This is a genomic window from Serratia sp. P2ACOL2 (genome assembly GCF_003691565.1).
Lineage (GTDB): Bacteria > Pseudomonadota > Gammaproteobacteria > Enterobacterales > Enterobacteriaceae > Serratia > Serratia liquefaciens.
This window is the reverse complement of sequence record NZ_CP033162.1, coordinates 727,692-742,748: the sequence shown is the minus strand read 5'-3', so window position 1 is coordinate 742,748 and position 15,057 is coordinate 727,692. Positions and strand designations below refer to the sequence as shown.

Sequence of the window (15,057 nt, the reverse complement as noted above, 5' to 3'; positions counted from 1 at the left end):
GGTTATCCTTCCTGCTCAATCTTGGTCAGCACGTCGCGCAGCACCGGAGCGTATTCATACTTGCCGGGGCAGACGAAGGTGCAAAGCGCCAGATCTTCTTCATCCAGCTCCAGACAGCCCAGCGCCTGTGCACTGTCGCTGTCACCCGCCAGGAGGTCACGCAGCAGCAGCGTCGGCAGAATGTCCAGCGGCATCACCCGCTCATAGTTGCCGATCGGTACCATGGCGCGTTCGCCACCGTGGGTGGTGGTCGAGAAGGCGAACAGCTTGTTTTTCAGGAAATGGCCCAGCGTGGTGCGGGTGATAGAGAATTTATCCGGCGACGGCGCGATCCAGCCGAACAGCTGTTTATCACGCCCTTCTTCCAGCACGGAAACCTGCGAGTGGAAACGGCCAAGATAGGCGTTAGGGCCGGCGACGTGGGTGCCGCTCAGCACCGAGCCTGAAATCACCCGGTTTTCACCGGCTTTAAGACGGCCGGCGGTCAGTTCATCGAGGCTGGCCCCCAGGCGGGTACGCATCAGTTGCGGCAGTTCCACCTGCGGGCCGGCCAGCGCCACCACCCGTTCGGTATCGAGCTTGCCGGTAGTGAACAGCGTCCCTATAGCGATCACGTCCTGATAACCGATATGCCAGACGGTTTTTTTCAAACTGACCGGTTCGAGGAAGTGGATATGGGTCCCCACCAACCCGGCAGGATGCGGGCCGGCAAACTCGTTATAGGTCACCTGTGCATCCGGCTGCTTGCCCAGGTTCGCACCTGATGCGTGACAGACGTGGACTTTACCGTCGGTCAAGCGTGCCAATACCGATAACCCGGCGTTAAATGCCGCCATCTGTTCGGTAATGATCACCAACGGATCGGCAGCCAGCGGCTGGCTGTCCATGGCGGTAACGAAAATGGCACGCGGCGTCCTTCCCGGCACAGGAGTTTTGCTGAAAGGGCGGGTGCGCAACGCCGTCCACAAGCCGCTGGCGATCAGTTCGCTTTCGACCTGCTCGCGCGGCAACATGGCCAGTTCCGCCATCGGGTAATGGGCAAACTCCAGCTGTTCGTCACCGCCATTTTCGATGGCGATCACCACCGACTGCAAGACGCGCCGTTCACCACGGTTGATGGCTACGATACGGCCGCTGGCTGGCGCAGTGAAGAATACGCCGGGGGTCTTTTTATCTTCGAACAGCGCCTGACCTTTCTTAACGCTATCGCCTTCCTGCACCAGCATGGACGGGCGCATTCCGACGTATTCTTCCCCAAGCAGGGCGACATGCTGAATGATTGGGCCGTCATGAATTGCCTGAACCGGTGTTCCGGCAATGGGCAGATCTAACCCTTTTCTGATTTTAATCATAAGATTTATACGATGTTGGTTAGTTTCACACGTCTTACCGGCCCCAGAGGCTGGTGCTGACGATGCCTGGATGATGAGACTGCATCAGCAGCCTCTGGGTTAAGCGCAACGGCATCACGCTCAACATGAAATCTTTCGCACTGACAAAATGGGGTCGCGAACATTCCGTTGATAACTCCTGGATCCATTTTTGCGCGCTAAAAACGCTGTTAATACTTTGTTGCCGCAGGGGTGATTCAATCCCCCGAGAAGTAAGCTCAACACCTCATTCTGCGGACGTAACAGCAGATTAATTCGAGCCGGGATATTAACATTTTTCACAACATTTTTCTGCGCTGGGCAGTGACCTGAGTCAAGCAAACGCAATTAAATTTTCGCTGTTTTACTCCACCAATCGTTAAAATCTGCCTGTCGATTCACTTTTATCGAAGTTTGTAGTTTTTTTATACACATCGCATATTGCTAAAAAAGAACACGCTGGTAATCTGACGGTGTTTTAAGACCGTAAAACAATAATCAGTGGCATGTTGGCCATGTCTACATTGAGCCAGCAGATAAATATAAGCAGGAATAATAATGAGCAAAATCGCGTTGTTGTTTGCGATGCTTTTTTCTATGCCGATGATCACGGCCTGCAGCGCCAGCGAGCAGGTTCCCGAGGCGCCGGTGGTTAAGCAGCAATTAGTGGGTTCACCGGTTTATATTCAGATATTCAAAGAAGAACGCACGCTGGAGTTGTATGCCAAAATGGGCAATGAATTCCGCCTGGTGAACTCTTTCCCTATCTGCAATTTCTCCGGCGGCCTGGGCCCGAAACGTCGTGAAGGTGACTTTAAAAGTCCGGAAGGCTTTTATAGCGTCGACTCGCGCCATCTGAAACCCGACAGTAAGTATTATCGGGCAATAAATATCGGCTTCCCTAATGATTACGATAAATCACAGGGGTATTCCGGCGCTTATCTGATGATCCACGGTGAATGTAAATCGATTGGGTGTTACGCGATGACCAACACCTATATGGATGAGATTTATCGTTATGTCGAAGCTGCGTTCGCTTATGGTCAGAGCCGGATTGATATCAGTATCTACCCGTTCCGCATGACCGATCAAAACCTGAAGCGACACAGTTCGTCTAACTACATCGCTTTTTGGCGCCAGTTGAAGCCGGGTTATGACTACTTCGTCAAAAACCATCAACCGCCAATGGTGGGGGTATCCAACGGTCAGTACGTGCTGGGCCAACCGTTGATGAGCAGCAGCCAGATGACGCAGTATGCGTCAACCACGGCTCCCGCCGTCAGCACCAATCCCTTCGCTCAGGCCAAGCCGCTCACCGAAGTGAAATAACGCGAATTCGCCTGGTGCGATCTTGTGCCAGGTTTCATTCGCCGTCAGCGGTTGGGTGGCAATCACCGTGACCACATCGTTAGGTGTGGTCTGCTGCTGGAAATCAATCTCCACGTCCTGATCGAGTAACGTCGCTTTCCCGAATGGCGCACGACGCGTGATCCAATACAAATTGGTGGAGCAGTACGCCATCACAAAGCGCCCGTCCGACAGCAGCATGTTGAATACCCCTTTCTGACGCAGTTGATCCGCCAACAGCGCGATATAGCGGAATACCGGCGGCCAACGGCTCGGGGTACGAGGGTATTTCAGGGAAAGCTGGTGCAGCAACCAGCAGAAAGCATATTCGCTGTCAGTCTGGCCGACCGGGCGGAAGTTGCCGGTTTCCAACTGGCGATAGCCTTTCAATTGGCCATTGTGCGCGTAGGTCCAGTTACGGCCCCACAGCTCACGGGTAAAAGGGTGGGTATTCTCCAGCGCCACTTCACCGCGATTAGCCTGGCGGATATGCGAAACCACCGCACAGGACTTAATCGGATATTCTTGCACCAGACGGGCGATCGGCGAGTCGAAACTCGGCTGGGGATCTTTAAACGTGCGGCAACCGTTCCCTTCATAGAAGGTAATGCCCCAACCATCTTTATGTGGCCCGGTACGGCCACCGCGCTGAACCAGCCCGGTAAAGCTAAAGCAAATATCGGTCGGTACGTTTGCGCTCATCCCGAGCAGTTCACACATCGCTTGCCACTCCTTAACCACCCTGACGCCGTCTATTGGAGCGCGGCACGCGCACCCCAATACAATATTAGCGGGGGCAGTGCACCCCCTAAAGCCGTTAAGCCTTAACCATCTCTTTTTCGATCAGCTGAATCAAGATGTGGATCGCTTTGATATGAATTTCCTGGATGCGATCGGCGTAACCGAAGTGCGGTACGCGGATTTCCACGTCTGCGGAACCGGCCATTTTGCCGCCGTCTTTGCCGGTCAGGGTGATCACTTTCATCCCTTTGGCACGCGCCGCTTCGATAGCTTTAATGATGTTGCCGGAGTTACCTGAGGTGGAAATGCCCAACAGTACGTCGCCTTCGCGGCCTACCGCTTCCACATAGCGCGAAAACACATACTCGTAGCCGAAGTCGTTGCTGACGCAAGACAGGTGGCTGACGTCGGAAATGGCAATTGCCGGATAGCCTGGGCGGTTTTCACGGTAGCGGCCGGTCAGCTCTTCGGCAAAGTGCATGGCGTCACAGTGGGAGCCACCGTTACCGCAGGAAATGACTTTCCCGCCGGCTTTGAAGGAGTCGGCCAGCAGCACTGCCGCACGTTGAATGGCATCGATATTGGCATCGTCATTGATAAATTTCGCCAGGGTATCGGCAGCTTCGTTCAGTTCACTGCGAATAAGGTCGTGGTACATGAGGAACCTCTTGTTATCGTCAATCTTCCGCCCCGCAGTGTACCGGATCGGGGAAAAACCGAGAAGCACTCTGAGTCAAACAGCGCCTTCGTTGAGGTGCCGCTGAGGTTTTTGATGATTGGTGCGGTCAGATTGTGACTTAAGTTGTAATTAAACTGTAAATGCATTGATAAAAATATGGGCTTGTACTAAAACCTATTACATACACACAACAGGTCAGACCTCTTGCCACTTTGGAGCTTCTTATGATGGTTCTTAGTATTGTTGTTTTACTGGCACTCATTGGTGTGGTGTTCTATCACCGAGTGAACCTCACCCTCAGTAGCCTTATCCTGCTGGCATACACCGCCGCCATGGGCGCCATCGGTCTTTGGACCTTCTGGATGCTGCTGCCGCTGGCGATTATCCTGCTGCCGCTGAACATCACGTCACTGCGCCGTTCGATGCTGTCTGCACCGGCGCTGCGTGCGTTCCGCAAGGTAATGCCGCCTATGTCCACCACCGAAAAGGAAGCGATCGAAGCCGGTACCACCTGGTGGGAAGGCGATCTGTTCCGCGGGACGCCGGACTGGAACAAGCTGCATAATTACCCGAAACCGCAACTGACCGCCGAAGAGCAGGCGTTTATTGACGGCCCGGTGGAAGAAGCTTGCCGCATGGCCAACGACTTCCAGATCACCCACGAACTGGCCGATTTGCCGCCGGAACTGTGGGCGTACCTGAAAGAACACCGCTTCTTCGCGATGATCATCAAGAAAGAGTACGGCGGCCTGGACTTCTCTCCTTATGCTCAGGCTCGCGTGCTGCAAAAACTGGCTGGCGTTTCCGGCATTCTGGCGATCACCGTTGGCGTGCCCAACTCCCTCGGTCCGGGCGAACTGCTGCAGCATTACGGGACTGACGAGCAGAAAAATCATTACTTGCCGGGCCTGGCGCGCGGCGACGAGATCCCTTGTTTCGCCCTGACCAGCCCGGAAGCGGGTTCCGATGCCGGCGCTATTCCGGATGTCGGTACCGTCTGCATGGGTGAGTGGCAAGGCGAGCAGGTGTTGGGCATGCGCCTGACCTGGAACAAGCGCTACATCACGCTGGCACCGGTGGCGACCGTGCTGGGCCTGGCGTTCAAACTTTATGACCCGAACCACCTGCTGGGCAATAACGAATCACCGGGCATCACCTGTGCGCTGATCCCAACCAGCACTCCGGGCGTTGAAATCGGTAACCGTCACTTCCCGCTGAACGTGCCGTTCCAAAACGGCCCTACCCGCGGTAACGACGTGTTCGTACCTATCGATTACATCATTGGCGGGCCAAAAATGGCCGGTCAGGGCTGGCGCATGCTGGTTGAATGTCTGTCGGTAGGCCGTGGCATCACCTTGCCTTCCAACTCCACCGGTAGCGTGAAATCCATGGCGTTGGGCATTGGCGCTTACGCCCATATCCGCCGTCAGTTCAAAATCTCGATCGGCAAAATGGAAGGCATTGAAGAGCCACTGGCGCGTATCGCCGGTAACACCTATGTGATGGATGCCGCGGCTACGCTTATCACCAGCGGCCTGATGCTGGGCGAGAAACCGGCGGTGCTGTCGGCCATCGTGAAATACCACTGTACCCACAGAGGCCAGCAGGCAATCATCGATGCAATGGATATTGCCGGCGGTAAAGGCATCATGCTGGGCAAATCCAACTTCCTGGCCCGTGCCTATCAGGGCGCGCCTATCGCCATCACGGTGGAAGGCGCGAATATCCTGACCCGTACCATGATGATCTTCGGTCAGGGCGCTATCCGTTGCCATCCTTATGTACTGGATGAAATGGCGGCAGCGCAAAATAACGACCTGAACGACTTCGATAAATCGCTGTTCGGCCATCTGGGCCACGTCGGCAGCAACAAGGTGCGCAGCTTCTGGCTGGGCCTGACCAACGGCCGCACCAGTGGTACACCGACCAAAGACGCGACTCGTCGCTATTATCAGCAGTTGAACCGCCTCAGCGCTAACCTGGCGCTGCTGTCGGACGTTTCTATGGGGGTGCTGGGTGGTAGCCTGAAGCGCCGCGAGCGTATCTCCGCTCGTCTCGGGGATATTCTCAGCCAAATGTACCTGGCTTCCGCTACGCTGAAACGTTTTGAGGATGAAGGCCGTCAGAAAGAAGATTTACCGCTGGTCCACTGGGGCGTGCAGGACAGTCTGCACCAGGCGGAACAAGCGTTGGACGATCTGCTGCGCAACTTCCCGAACCGCTTTATCGCCGGTGCGATGCGCTTCGTGATCTTCCCGTTCGGCCGCGTGCATACTGCACCTTCTGACCGTCTGGATCACCAATTGGCCAAGATCCTCCAACAGCCGTCTGCCACCCGCAGCCGTCTGGGACGCGGTCAGTATCTGACGCCGAGCGAGCATAACCCGGTCGGCCTGCTGGAAGCCGCATTGGCGGACGTGATTGCCGCTGAGCCCATTCACCTGCGTCTGTGCAAGGAGAGTGGTAAAAACCTGCCATTCACCCGACTGGATCGTTTGGCACAGCGGGCGCTGGAAGAAGGCAAAATCAGCGCCGATGAAGCGAAGATCCTGGTGAAAGCCGAAGAGAGCCGTCTGCGTTCGATCAACGTGGATGATTTCGAGCCGGATGCGCTGGCGGCCAGTAAGCCGGAAAAGTTGCTAAAGCAGGATAAGCGCCAGAAGCACACCGAAGCCGCTTGACTGCAATAAACACATATACCCAGGGGCGATAATCATCGCCCCTTTTTTATTTCCACTGAGAAATGCGCAGCCGTTCGCAACGTTAACAGAACGGCTAATTTAACCCTGGGAATAATCAGATAGACTGCCGGTGGGTGCTCTGGATCTTTCTGTCCGGAGCTTCAATTTAGTCGAGGATAGAAAGAGAAAGGCCCCGAGTCGATACATCAACCCGAGGCCACTCTGAACGTCTAAGCAACGTCAGGTTAGCCTCTTACCCGCCGGAAGGCAAGGATAAGGAGGTCAAAAATGCAGCAGGAACGGGTCGTTCTTAGGCTGATGATTATCTGCATAACGCTTGTCGCGCTGATGTGGATCACTCGCGGTTCACTGTGTGAACTGCGCATCAAACTGGGGGACACGGAGGTTGCAGCCATTTTGGCTTACGAACCCGAACGGTAAGGCAACCCAACGGCGGGGGCATTGCTCCCGCCTGTTGGTTGTTACGACAGATCCATGAGCACCCTTCCTCACCGTATCCGTCAGGTTGCTAGCCATTTTGGCGGATCCGCGCCAGCAGCGCATCGATATGTTCGATCTGCGACGCATTAACGATCAGCGCGCGACCCAGACTCAATGCGTGGCGCTGGCATTCTGCACGCATCTCGGCATCGCTAATACTGTCCAGATCGGCAACGTGTGCCAGACCAATAGTTCGGCGAATCAGTTCGCTGCCACAGTAACCGACTGCATCCGCCCACACCTGCTGCAGGAACTGCTCGGCGTAACCCGGCACCGCCAGCGCCGGCTCACGAGTGTATTGGTGACACAGCGCCAGGAAGCGATCGGCAAAAATCAGCCAGAGTTCGCGCACATCCTGCAGACGTTGTTCTCGCCCGGCGGCGGCGTCACGCGGCCCTAACAGCCCCGGCAGGCCGCAGTAGTTCAGCAACAGATTGCCCAAGGCGCTGCCGACGTCAAACCCGATCGGGCCATAGAAACCAAACTCGGCGTCTATCGCCTTCAACTTGCCTTCCGCAACAAAAATTGAGCCGCTGTGGATGTCGCCGTGCAGCAACGCTTCCGCCTTGCTCAAAAAGCGGTGTTTCAGTCCTGCCACCGCCAGCTTCAACGCTGAATCGTCACGCAGCTCTAGCACCTGGGGCAACAGCGCAGGATCAAACTGATTACGCTCATGATCGATATAGGGATCGGTAAAGAAAAGATCTTCGGTGATCTGACACAGTTCTGGGTTGGTGAAGCGGCTGACTTCGGCTTTTTTCGCCTGTGCCGTCTGATAAAAGTCAGAGGTATGAAACAGGGTCTGCGCCAAATATTCTGCCAGTTGCCCGGCCGCCAGAGGGTAATAATGGCCCTTGAGCAATTCACTGCGCCAGATGTGGTGGTCGGAAAGATCTTCCTGCACCATCACCGCCAGCTCGGGATCGTGATGCAATACTTTTACCGTATGCCTTGGGCAAAAACCGCCGTGGGTCAACAGGGTTTCCGCTTCAATTCGCGCCCGATCCAGGGTCAGTGGCCAGGATTCGCCCACGCAGCGTACGTACGGCAGCGCCTGTTTAACGATCACCCTGCTCACGCCCTCGCGATCGCGGATCTTGAACACCAGGTTCAGATTGCCGTCACCAATCTCGTCAGCGCTCACCAGCGCCTGCGGATCGGCTAACTGCCCGTATTGGCGGGCATACTCAACGGCATCGGCAGCAGTAAACGTACGATAATGCGACATTCCCAACCCCTCTTTCCTGTCTCTCTGACACAACGATTATTATTTTTTAGACGTAAAAGCATTTGGACGTCTATACATCCGGAAGTCATGTTGGCAGAATAGCTTTCCAGATGCAATAACTACGCAACAAGGAATTAACCGCCGATGCAAGCGCTTAACACCACCAGTTTGACCCTGCGTGACAACCGACTTTGGATCCTCGATCAGCAGGCTTTGCCGCAGGAAAAACAGTGGCGAACCTGCGACAGCGTAGAGGAACTGGTTGATCATATTCACAGCTTGCGGGTGCGGGGCGCACCGCTGATCGGCCTGTCCGCCAGCCTGCTGTTGGCCCTGTTGGCAGAACGTGGGCTGCCGCGTGGACAGCTTGAGCAGGCACTGATCACTCTGCGTGCTTCAAGGCCGACGGCGGTCAATCTGATGAACAATCTGGACCGCATGAAGCTGGCGCTGGCGCAACCGCAATGGGTGGCGGCGATGGTTGAAGAAGCCTTGCGGCTAGTGGAAGAAGACCGCAAATTGTGCGATCGCATTGCCGACCACGGGGTCGAACTGGTCAAACCCGGCAGTCGCCTGCTGACCCATTGCAATACCGGTGGCTTGGCGACCGCTGGCGTCGGTACTGCCATTGGCGTGCTACTACGCGCCCATCAGCAGGGCAAAGTGCAGCAGGTGTGGGTGGATGAAACCCGGCCGCTGCTGCAGGGTGGCCGCTTGACCGCCTGGGAGCTGGGCGAGTTGGGTATTCCTTATCGGTTGATTTGCGACTCCATGGCTGCCAGTCTGATGGCGCAGGGCCAGGTCGACGCCGTATGGGTGGGTGCCGATCGCATCGCCGCCAACGGTGACGTTGCCAATAAAATAGGCACCTACAGCCTGGCAGTCCTGGCGCATTACCACAACATCCCCTTCTACGTTGCCGCCCCGCATACAACGCACGACCCCCACTGTCCGAACGGCGCCGCCATCCCTATCGAGCAGCGCGCCGCAGCTGAGGTGACCGGTGTGTCGGGCAGTTTTGGCTCATGCCAATGGGCGCCAACCGATGCGCAGGTTTACAACCCGGCATTTGACGTCACGCCGGCGAAGCTTATCAGCGGTTGGGTGTTTGACAGCGGCGTGATTACGCCACAGCAGGTCAATGATGGGATCTTCCAGCGGGCGTTAGGCTAACGCCCGCGCAGTATCAGTTGAGACGCGGATAAGCATCGGCGATTTTATCGCCGGTGAAATGTGCCACCCAGCCTTCCGGGTTATCGAACACGCGGATCGCCGTGAAATTCGGCGCCGATCCCATGTCAAACCAATGGCGAGTGTCTGCCGGCACGGAAATCAGATCGTTCTTCTCGCACAGGATCTGGTAGATCTTGCCGTTCAGATGCAGACAGAACAGCCCCGCGCCTTCGACAAAAAACCGCACTTCATCTTCACCATGGGTGTGTTCGGAAAGAAACTTCTCGCGCAGCACTTCGCGCTGGGCGTTGTCCGGACGCATGCTGATCACATCCCAACTCTGGTAGCCTTTTTCCGCCACCAGACGATCAATTTCATGCTGGTAAGCGGCAATCACCGCCGCCGGTTCCGGGTTGTCACCCAGTTCACGATCGGCCTGCCAGCGTTCAAAACGCACGCCGATTTGTGCCAGTTGCTGCTGAATAGCTTCGGCGTCGCGGCTCTGCCACAGCGGCTGCTGCGGCTCTTTATCGCTGAAAATCGTCAATCCACTCATGAGGCAAACTCCCCTAAATCGATGTGATCAAAACGGTTAACCTGCGGGTGCCGGCTCTGCGCATCGGCGTCGTCGCGGATCAGCTGACAGGTGTGCCAACCGGCGGCTCGCGCGGCATCCAGCTCTTGATGAATATCGGAAAGGAACAGCAGCTCGTCGGCGGCGATACCGATTTCATTGGCAATATTGCTGTACGAGGCGGTTTCACGCTTGGCCCCGACGTGGGTATCGAAATACCCGCTGAACAATGGCTGCAGATCGCCGGCATCACTGTTGCCGAACAGCAGTTTCTGCGCTTCCACCGAGCCGGAAGAGTAAACGTATAGCTTCAGCCCCTGCTGCTGCCAGGCGCTTAGCTGCCCGGCCACTTCAGGGTATAAATGCCCGCGGAAATCACCGTTGTGGTAGCCGCTGCGCCAGATGATGCCTTGCAGTGCCTTCAGCGCGGTGGATTTGCGATCTTCGTCCATAAAACGGTAGAGCGCGGCAATAAGCTGCTCAATATCCGCCTGCGGTTGGTCAATCTCATGTCGCAGGGCAGCCAGCGGCGCAGCCACCTCAGCCTCTGCCTGGTGCTGACGGATAAACGGTGCCAAACGTTCACGCGCATAGGGAAACAGCACCTGATGAACAAAGCGGATATCGCTGGTGGTACCTTCAATGTCAGTGACGATGGCGCGGATCATTTTGCCTCCAGTAAACGGCGTTGCAGTTCGCACTGGAACAGGAATTCCAGTCCTTCAAGGTGACGACGAGCCTCCGCAACCTGGCGGCCCCAGCAATACAGGCCGTGACCCCGCACCAGAAAACCGTACTGCAATGGCGTCACTTCGGCATAGGCCGCGACGCGTGCGGCCAAGTGCGGAATGTCCTGATCGTTGTCGAAAATGGGGATCGCTACGGTATCCAGATGAGAGCTCTGCCCGGCGAGAGATTTTTGCATCTCATAGCCCTGCAACACCAAACGCTCACTGGATTCAACGCGTGACAACACTGTCGCATTCACCGAATGCGTATGCAACACCGCGCCAATCTGCGGGTACAGCCGGTAAATCAAGGTATGCAGGCCGGTTTCCGCCGAGGGTGTGCGGCCACTCGGCACATGGTTGGTGGCGGTTTCCACCAGCAGGAAATCCGATTCGCTCAGGCTGCCTTTATCCTTGCCGGATTCGCTCACCAGACAGTGTCGGTCATCAAGACGCAGCGACATGTTGCCGCCGGTCGCCGGGCACCAGCCCTTTTCGCCAATCCAGTGACAGGCAGACAACAGCGCTGTAAGTTGCGGATTTTCGGTCATTATCGTTTCCCGGTCAGTAAGGTCGTCCAGCAGGTGAAGCTTAGAATGATTTGATTAATGATTAGATTTTTTCTTCATTTAGCCATCTAAGCGTCTTGATTGCCAAATACTAACATCGTGTTATATTGACGGCAACATAAGCGCCAGGAGTATTAGCCTGCTATGAGCACTTCAGCATTGATTCCCGAAAGCAAACTGCCCGCTCTGGGCACCACCATTTTCACCCAGATGAGCGCGCTGGCAGCGCAGCATCAGGCAATCAACCTGTCTCAGGGTTTCCCCGATTTCGATGGCCCGGACTACCTGAAAGAGCGTCTGGCCTGGCATGTCAGCCAGGGCGCAAACCAATATGCACCGATGACCGGCGTCGCGTCTCTGCGCGAAGCCATCGCCGAGAAAACGGCGGCGCTGTATGGCTGGCTGCCGGACGCGACCACCGAAGTTACCGTCACGGCTGGGGCTACCGAAGCGCTGTTCGCCGCCATCAGCGCGTTGGTGCGTCCGGGAGATGAAGTGATTTGCTTCGATCCCAGCTATGACAGCTATGCGCCGGCGGTCACCTTGTCCGGCGGTACGCTGAAACGCATTGCGCTGCAGCCGCCGGCCTTTAGCGTCGATTGGAGACAGTTCGAAGAATTATTGTCGCCCCGCACCCGCCTCGTGATCCTCAATACGCCGCACAACCCTTCCGCCACCGCCTGGCAGGCGGAAGATATGCAACAGCTGTGGCATGCCATTAGCGAGCGTGAAATCTATGTGCTCAGCGATGAAGTCTATGAGCATATTTGTTTCGCCAAAGGGGGACATGCCAGCGTGCTGGCCCACCCGCAGCTGCGTCAACGCGCCATTGCGGTGTCATCCTTCGGCAAAACCTTCCACATGACCGGCTGGAAAGTGGGTTATTGCGTCGCCCCGGCAGCGCTGAGTGCGGAAGTGCGCAAGGTACACCAGTACCTGACCTTCTCGGTTAACACCCCGGCACAGTTGGCTCTGGCCGATATGCTGCGCAGCGAACCGGAACACTGGCAGCAGCTATCTGCGTTTTACCGCGCCAAGCGCGACCGTTTCGTGCAGGCGCTGTCCAGTAGCCGACTGGAAATTATACCCTGCGAAGGGACATACTTCTTACTGACGGATTACAGCGCGGTCTCGGATCTGGACGACGTGGCATTCTGTCATTGGTTAACCGAGCACGTAGGCGTGGCGGCGATCCCGCTGTCGGTCTTCTGTGCCGATCCTTTCCCTCATAAATTGATCCGGCTGTGCTTCGCTAAACAGGATGCCACGCTGGATGCAGCTGCGGAGCGGTTATGTCGACTTTAAAAATTACCCTGTTGCAGCAACCCCTGGTGTGGCGAGATGGCCAAGCCAATCTGCAACATTTTGACGCCTTGCTGGCCCCCTTAAGCGGCCGCGATCTGATCGTATTGCCGGAGATGTTTACTACCGGTTTTGCCATGGATGCCGGGGAAAGTGCACTGCCGGAACAGCAGGTGATTGACTGGCTGCACGGCTGGGCGAACAAAAACAACGCGCTGGTTGGCGGCAGCGTGGCGCTGAAAACCGCCGAGGGCGCGGTTAACCGTTTCCTGTTGGTGGAGCCCAACGGCCGGGTGCATGCCTACGATAAGCGCCACCTGTTCCGCATGGCGGGTGAACACCTGCACTATCAGGCAGGCAAACGGCGTGAAATCTTCGAATGGCGCGGCTGGCGCATCCTGCCGCAAATCTGTTACGACCTGCGTTTTCCGGTCTGGTCTCGCTACCAGCAGGATTACGATCTGGCGCTTTACGTCGCCAATTGGCCGGCACCGCGCAGCAAACACTGGCAAACGTTGCTGGCGGCACGGGCCATTGAGAATCAGGTCTACGTGGCCGGCTGCAACCGCGTCGGCGAAGACGGCAACGGTCTGAACTACAGCGGTGACAGCCTGATCCTTAGCCCGCAGGGCGAAACGCTGGCGCAGGCGGAACCCGGCATTGCCGCAAGGCTTGACGCGGAACTGTCGCTGGAAACCCTGCAAAGCTATCGCAGTGCCTTCCCGGCCTGGCGGGATGCCGACAGTTTCCTGCGCCACGATTAAGCATTTCGGGCGCGGTACAGGTACACCGCGCCCGTTGCTTCAGGAAAGCTCTTCTTCCGCCGCTTTTTCTTCTGTCCCCCAATGCGGTTAAACAACAGGTTCAGCAACAGCGCCACCAGGCACGAGGCACTGATGCCTGAATGCAGCAAAGTACGCACCCAGTTCGGAAACTGATCGTAAAAGGTCGGCATCACGATAGGGATCATGCCGAAGGCAATCGCCGTTGCTACCACCACCAGATTCATGTTGTCCTTATACTCAACCTTGGCCAGAGTGCGGATGCCGCTGGCGGCCACCGAGCCGAACAGCACCACACCCGCGCCGCCCAAGACCGGCAGCGGAATGCAGGCCACCAGTCGCCCCAGGACCGGCAACAGCCCCAGCAGCACCAGAATCGTCCCGCCGGCGCTGACCACAAAGCGGCTCTTCACGCCGGTGATCGCCACCAGCCCGATATTCTGGGCAAACGAGCTTTGCGGAAACGAGTTGAATACCGGCGACAGGGCGCTGGACAACATATCGGCACGCAACCCGTTGGCGATACGGCGCGCATTCACCGGCGAACCGACAATTTCACCGACGGCCATCAGCCCGGCGGTGGTTTCCGTGAGTAATACCAGTACGATCAACAGCATGGATAGCACTGCGCTCAGTTCGAAGGTTGGCCAACCGTAGGCAAAAGGCGCGGGGAATGCCAGCCAAGGCCCGTGGCCTACGGCAGCGAAGCTCAGCTTACCCACCCACGCGGCCGCCACACAGCCGACAGCCATCGCCAGCAGCACCGATAACCGTTTTAACGCCGGGGAACCCACCTTGTTCAGCAACAAAATAACCGCAAGTGTGAAAGCCGCCAGGCCAATATTTCCGGTTGATCCCCAATCTGCGGCCTTGGCGTTGCCCCCCATCGCCCAGCGTACCGCCACCGGCATCAGCGACAGCCCAATCACCGTCACCACGGTGCCGGTCACCACCGGCGGGAAATAGCGAATAATCTGCGAGAAAAACGGCGCGATCAGTAACCCAATCAACGACGCCGCGATCACCGCACCAAACACCGCAGGCAACCCGCCGTCGCCAGTGACTATGGTCACCATGGTCGCGACTCCCGCAAAGGAAACGCCCTGCACCAACGGCAAACGAGAGCCGAAACCCGGCGCACCAAGCGTTTGCAATAACGTCGCCAAACCGCTGACAAACAGCGCTGCCGTCACCAGCAGGCCAATTTGCGCGGCGTCTAACCCTGCGGCAGAACCTATGATCAATGGCGGCGCTATGATGCCGCCATACATGGTCAGAATATGCTGCAGGCCGTAGGCGAAGGTTTTTGCCAGCGGCAATTTTTCATCTTCCGGGCAGCACGAAGCCGCGCCCTTATCCTGAGACAGAGCCATAGATACCTC

Annotated in this window: 14 protein-coding genes; 6 read left to right on the top strand and 8 right to left on the bottom strand. The window is 56.8% G+C overall.

The window, feature by feature from the left end; genetic code table 11:
- Positions 1 to 2 precede the first annotated feature (2 nt).
- On the bottom strand, positions 3 to 1,352 hold the full coding sequence (locus EBA31_RS03550; RefSeq protein WP_122077393.1) for a Na(+)-translocating NADH-quinone reductase subunit A: 1,350 nt from the start codon (positions 1,350 to 1,352) through the stop codon (positions 3 to 5).
- A 576-nt stretch (positions 1,353 to 1,928) separates the two neighbouring features.
- On the opposite strand from EBA31_RS03550, the gene dpaA reads away from it, so the two are divergent.
- Positions 1,929 to 2,699 carry a peptidoglycan meso-diaminopimelic acid protein amidase gene (gene dpaA, locus EBA31_RS03545; protein ID WP_020825365.1) on the top strand — a complete coding sequence of 257 codons (771 nt, stop codon included), beginning with the start codon at positions 1,929 to 1,931 and terminating at the stop codon, positions 2,697 to 2,699.
- Here the strand turns inward: dpaA and EBA31_RS03540 are convergent.
- Entirely contained in the window at positions 2,631 to 3,437 is an 807-nt protein-coding gene (locus EBA31_RS03540; protein ID WP_122077391.1) for a class II glutamine amidotransferase, read from the bottom strand. The genes dpaA and EBA31_RS03540 overlap by 69 nt on opposite strands.
- A gap of 97 nt (positions 3,438 to 3,534) precedes the next feature.
- Positions 3,535 to 4,116, bottom strand: coding sequence for a D-sedoheptulose 7-phosphate isomerase (gene lpcA, locus EBA31_RS03535; RefSeq protein WP_004949058.1), 582 nt, complete (start codon positions 4,114 to 4,116; stop codon positions 3,535 to 3,537).
- Between the two features lie 245 nt (positions 4,117 to 4,361).
- Here lpcA and fadE point away from each other — a divergent pair, with 245 nt between their 5' ends.
- Positions 4,362 to 6,818 carry an acyl-CoA dehydrogenase FadE gene (gene fadE / locus EBA31_RS03530; protein ID WP_122077389.1) on the top strand — a complete coding sequence of 819 codons (2,457 nt, stop codon included), beginning with the start codon at positions 4,362 to 4,364 and terminating at the stop codon, positions 6,816 to 6,818.
- A gap of 288 nt (positions 6,819 to 7,106) precedes the next feature.
- Positions 7,107 to 7,259 carry a Hok/Gef family protein gene (locus tag EBA31_RS03525; protein WP_048759719.1) on the top strand — a complete coding sequence of 51 codons (153 nt, stop codon included), beginning with the start codon at positions 7,107 to 7,109 and terminating at the stop codon, positions 7,257 to 7,259.
- Between the two features lie 88 nt (positions 7,260 to 7,347).
- On the opposite strand, the gene mtnK is transcribed toward EBA31_RS03525, so the two are convergent.
- Positions 7,348 to 8,547, bottom strand: coding sequence for an S-methyl-5-thioribose kinase (mtnK, locus tag EBA31_RS03520; RefSeq protein ID WP_122077387.1), 1,200 nt, complete (start codon positions 8,545 to 8,547; stop codon positions 7,348 to 7,350).
- 144 nt (positions 8,548 to 8,691) lie between these two features.
- On the opposite strand from mtnK, the gene mtnA reads away from it, so the two are divergent.
- On the top strand, positions 8,692 to 9,720 hold the full coding sequence (gene mtnA, locus EBA31_RS03515; protein ID WP_122077385.1) for an S-methyl-5-thioribose-1-phosphate isomerase: 1,029 nt from the start codon (positions 8,692 to 8,694) through the stop codon (positions 9,718 to 9,720).
- 13 nt (positions 9,721 to 9,733) lie between these two features.
- Here the strand turns inward: mtnA and EBA31_RS03510 are convergent, their stop codons facing one another.
- From EBA31_RS03510 to EBA31_RS03500, 3 genes are read right to left on the bottom strand one after another with little or no spacing between them, the layout of a single operon-like run.
- Positions 9,734 to 10,276 (bottom strand): acireductone dioxygenase, encoded by a 543-nt coding sequence (locus EBA31_RS03510; protein WP_044548476.1) that lies wholly within the window; start codon positions 10,274 to 10,276, stop codon positions 9,734 to 9,736.
- Positions 10,273 to 10,962: an acireductone synthase gene (mtnC, locus tag EBA31_RS03505; RefSeq protein WP_122077384.1), complete on the bottom strand. Its 690-nt coding sequence runs from the start codon at positions 10,960 to 10,962 to the stop codon at positions 10,273 to 10,275. The genes EBA31_RS03510 and mtnC overlap by 4 nt, the downstream gene beginning before the upstream one ends.
- Positions 10,959 to 11,573: a methylthioribulose 1-phosphate dehydratase gene (locus tag EBA31_RS03500; protein WP_122077382.1), complete on the bottom strand. Its 615-nt coding sequence runs from the start codon at positions 11,571 to 11,573 to the stop codon at positions 10,959 to 10,961. Before EBA31_RS03500 ends, mtnC begins: the two co-directional genes overlap by 4 nt.
- A 162-nt stretch (positions 11,574 to 11,735) precedes the next feature.
- Here EBA31_RS03500 and EBA31_RS03495 point away from each other — a divergent pair, with 162 nt between their 5' ends.
- Complete coding sequence (locus tag EBA31_RS03495) at positions 11,736 to 12,896, top strand: pyridoxal phosphate-dependent aminotransferase (protein WP_122077380.1); 1,161 nt, start codon at positions 11,736 to 11,738, stop codon at positions 12,894 to 12,896.
- A complete protein-coding gene (locus tag EBA31_RS03490) occupies positions 12,884 to 13,657 on the top strand; it encodes an amidohydrolase (RefSeq protein ID WP_115059976.1) in 774 nt (257 codons plus the stop codon). Before EBA31_RS03495 ends, EBA31_RS03490 begins: the two co-directional genes overlap by 13 nt.
- On the opposite strand, the gene EBA31_RS03485 is transcribed toward EBA31_RS03490, so the two are convergent.
- Positions 13,654 to 15,048: a nucleobase:cation symporter-2 family protein gene (locus tag EBA31_RS03485; RefSeq protein WP_238387425.1), complete on the bottom strand. Its 1,395-nt coding sequence runs from the start codon at positions 15,046 to 15,048 to the stop codon at positions 13,654 to 13,656. The genes EBA31_RS03490 and EBA31_RS03485 overlap by 4 nt on opposite strands.
- Positions 15,049 to 15,057 lie beyond the last annotated feature (9 nt).

Coding starts and splice junctions, on each gene's coding strand:
- EBA31_RS03550 (WP_122077393.1), bottom strand. CDS start 1,352: ATGATTAAAATCAGAAAAGGGTTAGATCTGCCCATTGCCGGAACACCG.
- dpaA (WP_020825365.1), top strand. CDS start 1,929: ATGAGCAAAATCGCGTTGTTGTTTGCGATGCTTTTTTCTATGCCGATG.
- EBA31_RS03540 (WP_122077391.1), bottom strand. CDS start 3,437: ATGTGTGAACTGCTCGGGATGAGCGCAAACGTACCGACCGATATTTGC.
- lpcA (WP_004949058.1), bottom strand. CDS start 4,116: ATGTACCACGACCTTATTCGCAGTGAACTGAACGAAGCTGCCGATACC.
- fadE (WP_122077389.1), top strand. CDS start 4,362: ATGATGGTTCTTAGTATTGTTGTTTTACTGGCACTCATTGGTGTGGTG.
- EBA31_RS03525 (WP_048759719.1), top strand. CDS start 7,107: ATGCAGCAGGAACGGGTCGTTCTTAGGCTGATGATTATCTGCATAACG.
- mtnK (WP_122077387.1), bottom strand. CDS start 8,547: ATGTCGCATTATCGTACGTTTACTGCTGCCGATGCCGTTGAGTATGCC.
- mtnA (WP_122077385.1), top strand. CDS start 8,692: ATGCAAGCGCTTAACACCACCAGTTTGACCCTGCGTGACAACCGACTT.
- EBA31_RS03510 (WP_044548476.1), bottom strand. CDS start 10,276: ATGAGTGGATTGACGATTTTCAGCGATAAAGAGCCGCAGCAGCCGCTG.
- mtnC (WP_122077384.1), bottom strand. CDS start 10,962: ATGATCCGCGCCATCGTCACTGACATTGAAGGTACCACCAGCGATATC.
- EBA31_RS03500 (WP_122077382.1), bottom strand. CDS start 11,573: ATGACCGAAAATCCGCAACTTACAGCGCTGTTGTCTGCCTGTCACTGG.
- EBA31_RS03495 (WP_122077380.1), top strand. CDS start 11,736: ATGAGCACTTCAGCATTGATTCCCGAAAGCAAACTGCCCGCTCTGGGC.
- EBA31_RS03490 (WP_115059976.1), top strand. CDS start 12,884: ATGTCGACTTTAAAAATTACCCTGTTGCAGCAACCCCTGGTGTGGCGA.
- EBA31_RS03485 (WP_238387425.1), bottom strand. CDS start 15,048: ATGGCTCTGTCTCAGGATAAGGGCGCGGCTTCGTGCTGCCCGGAAGAT.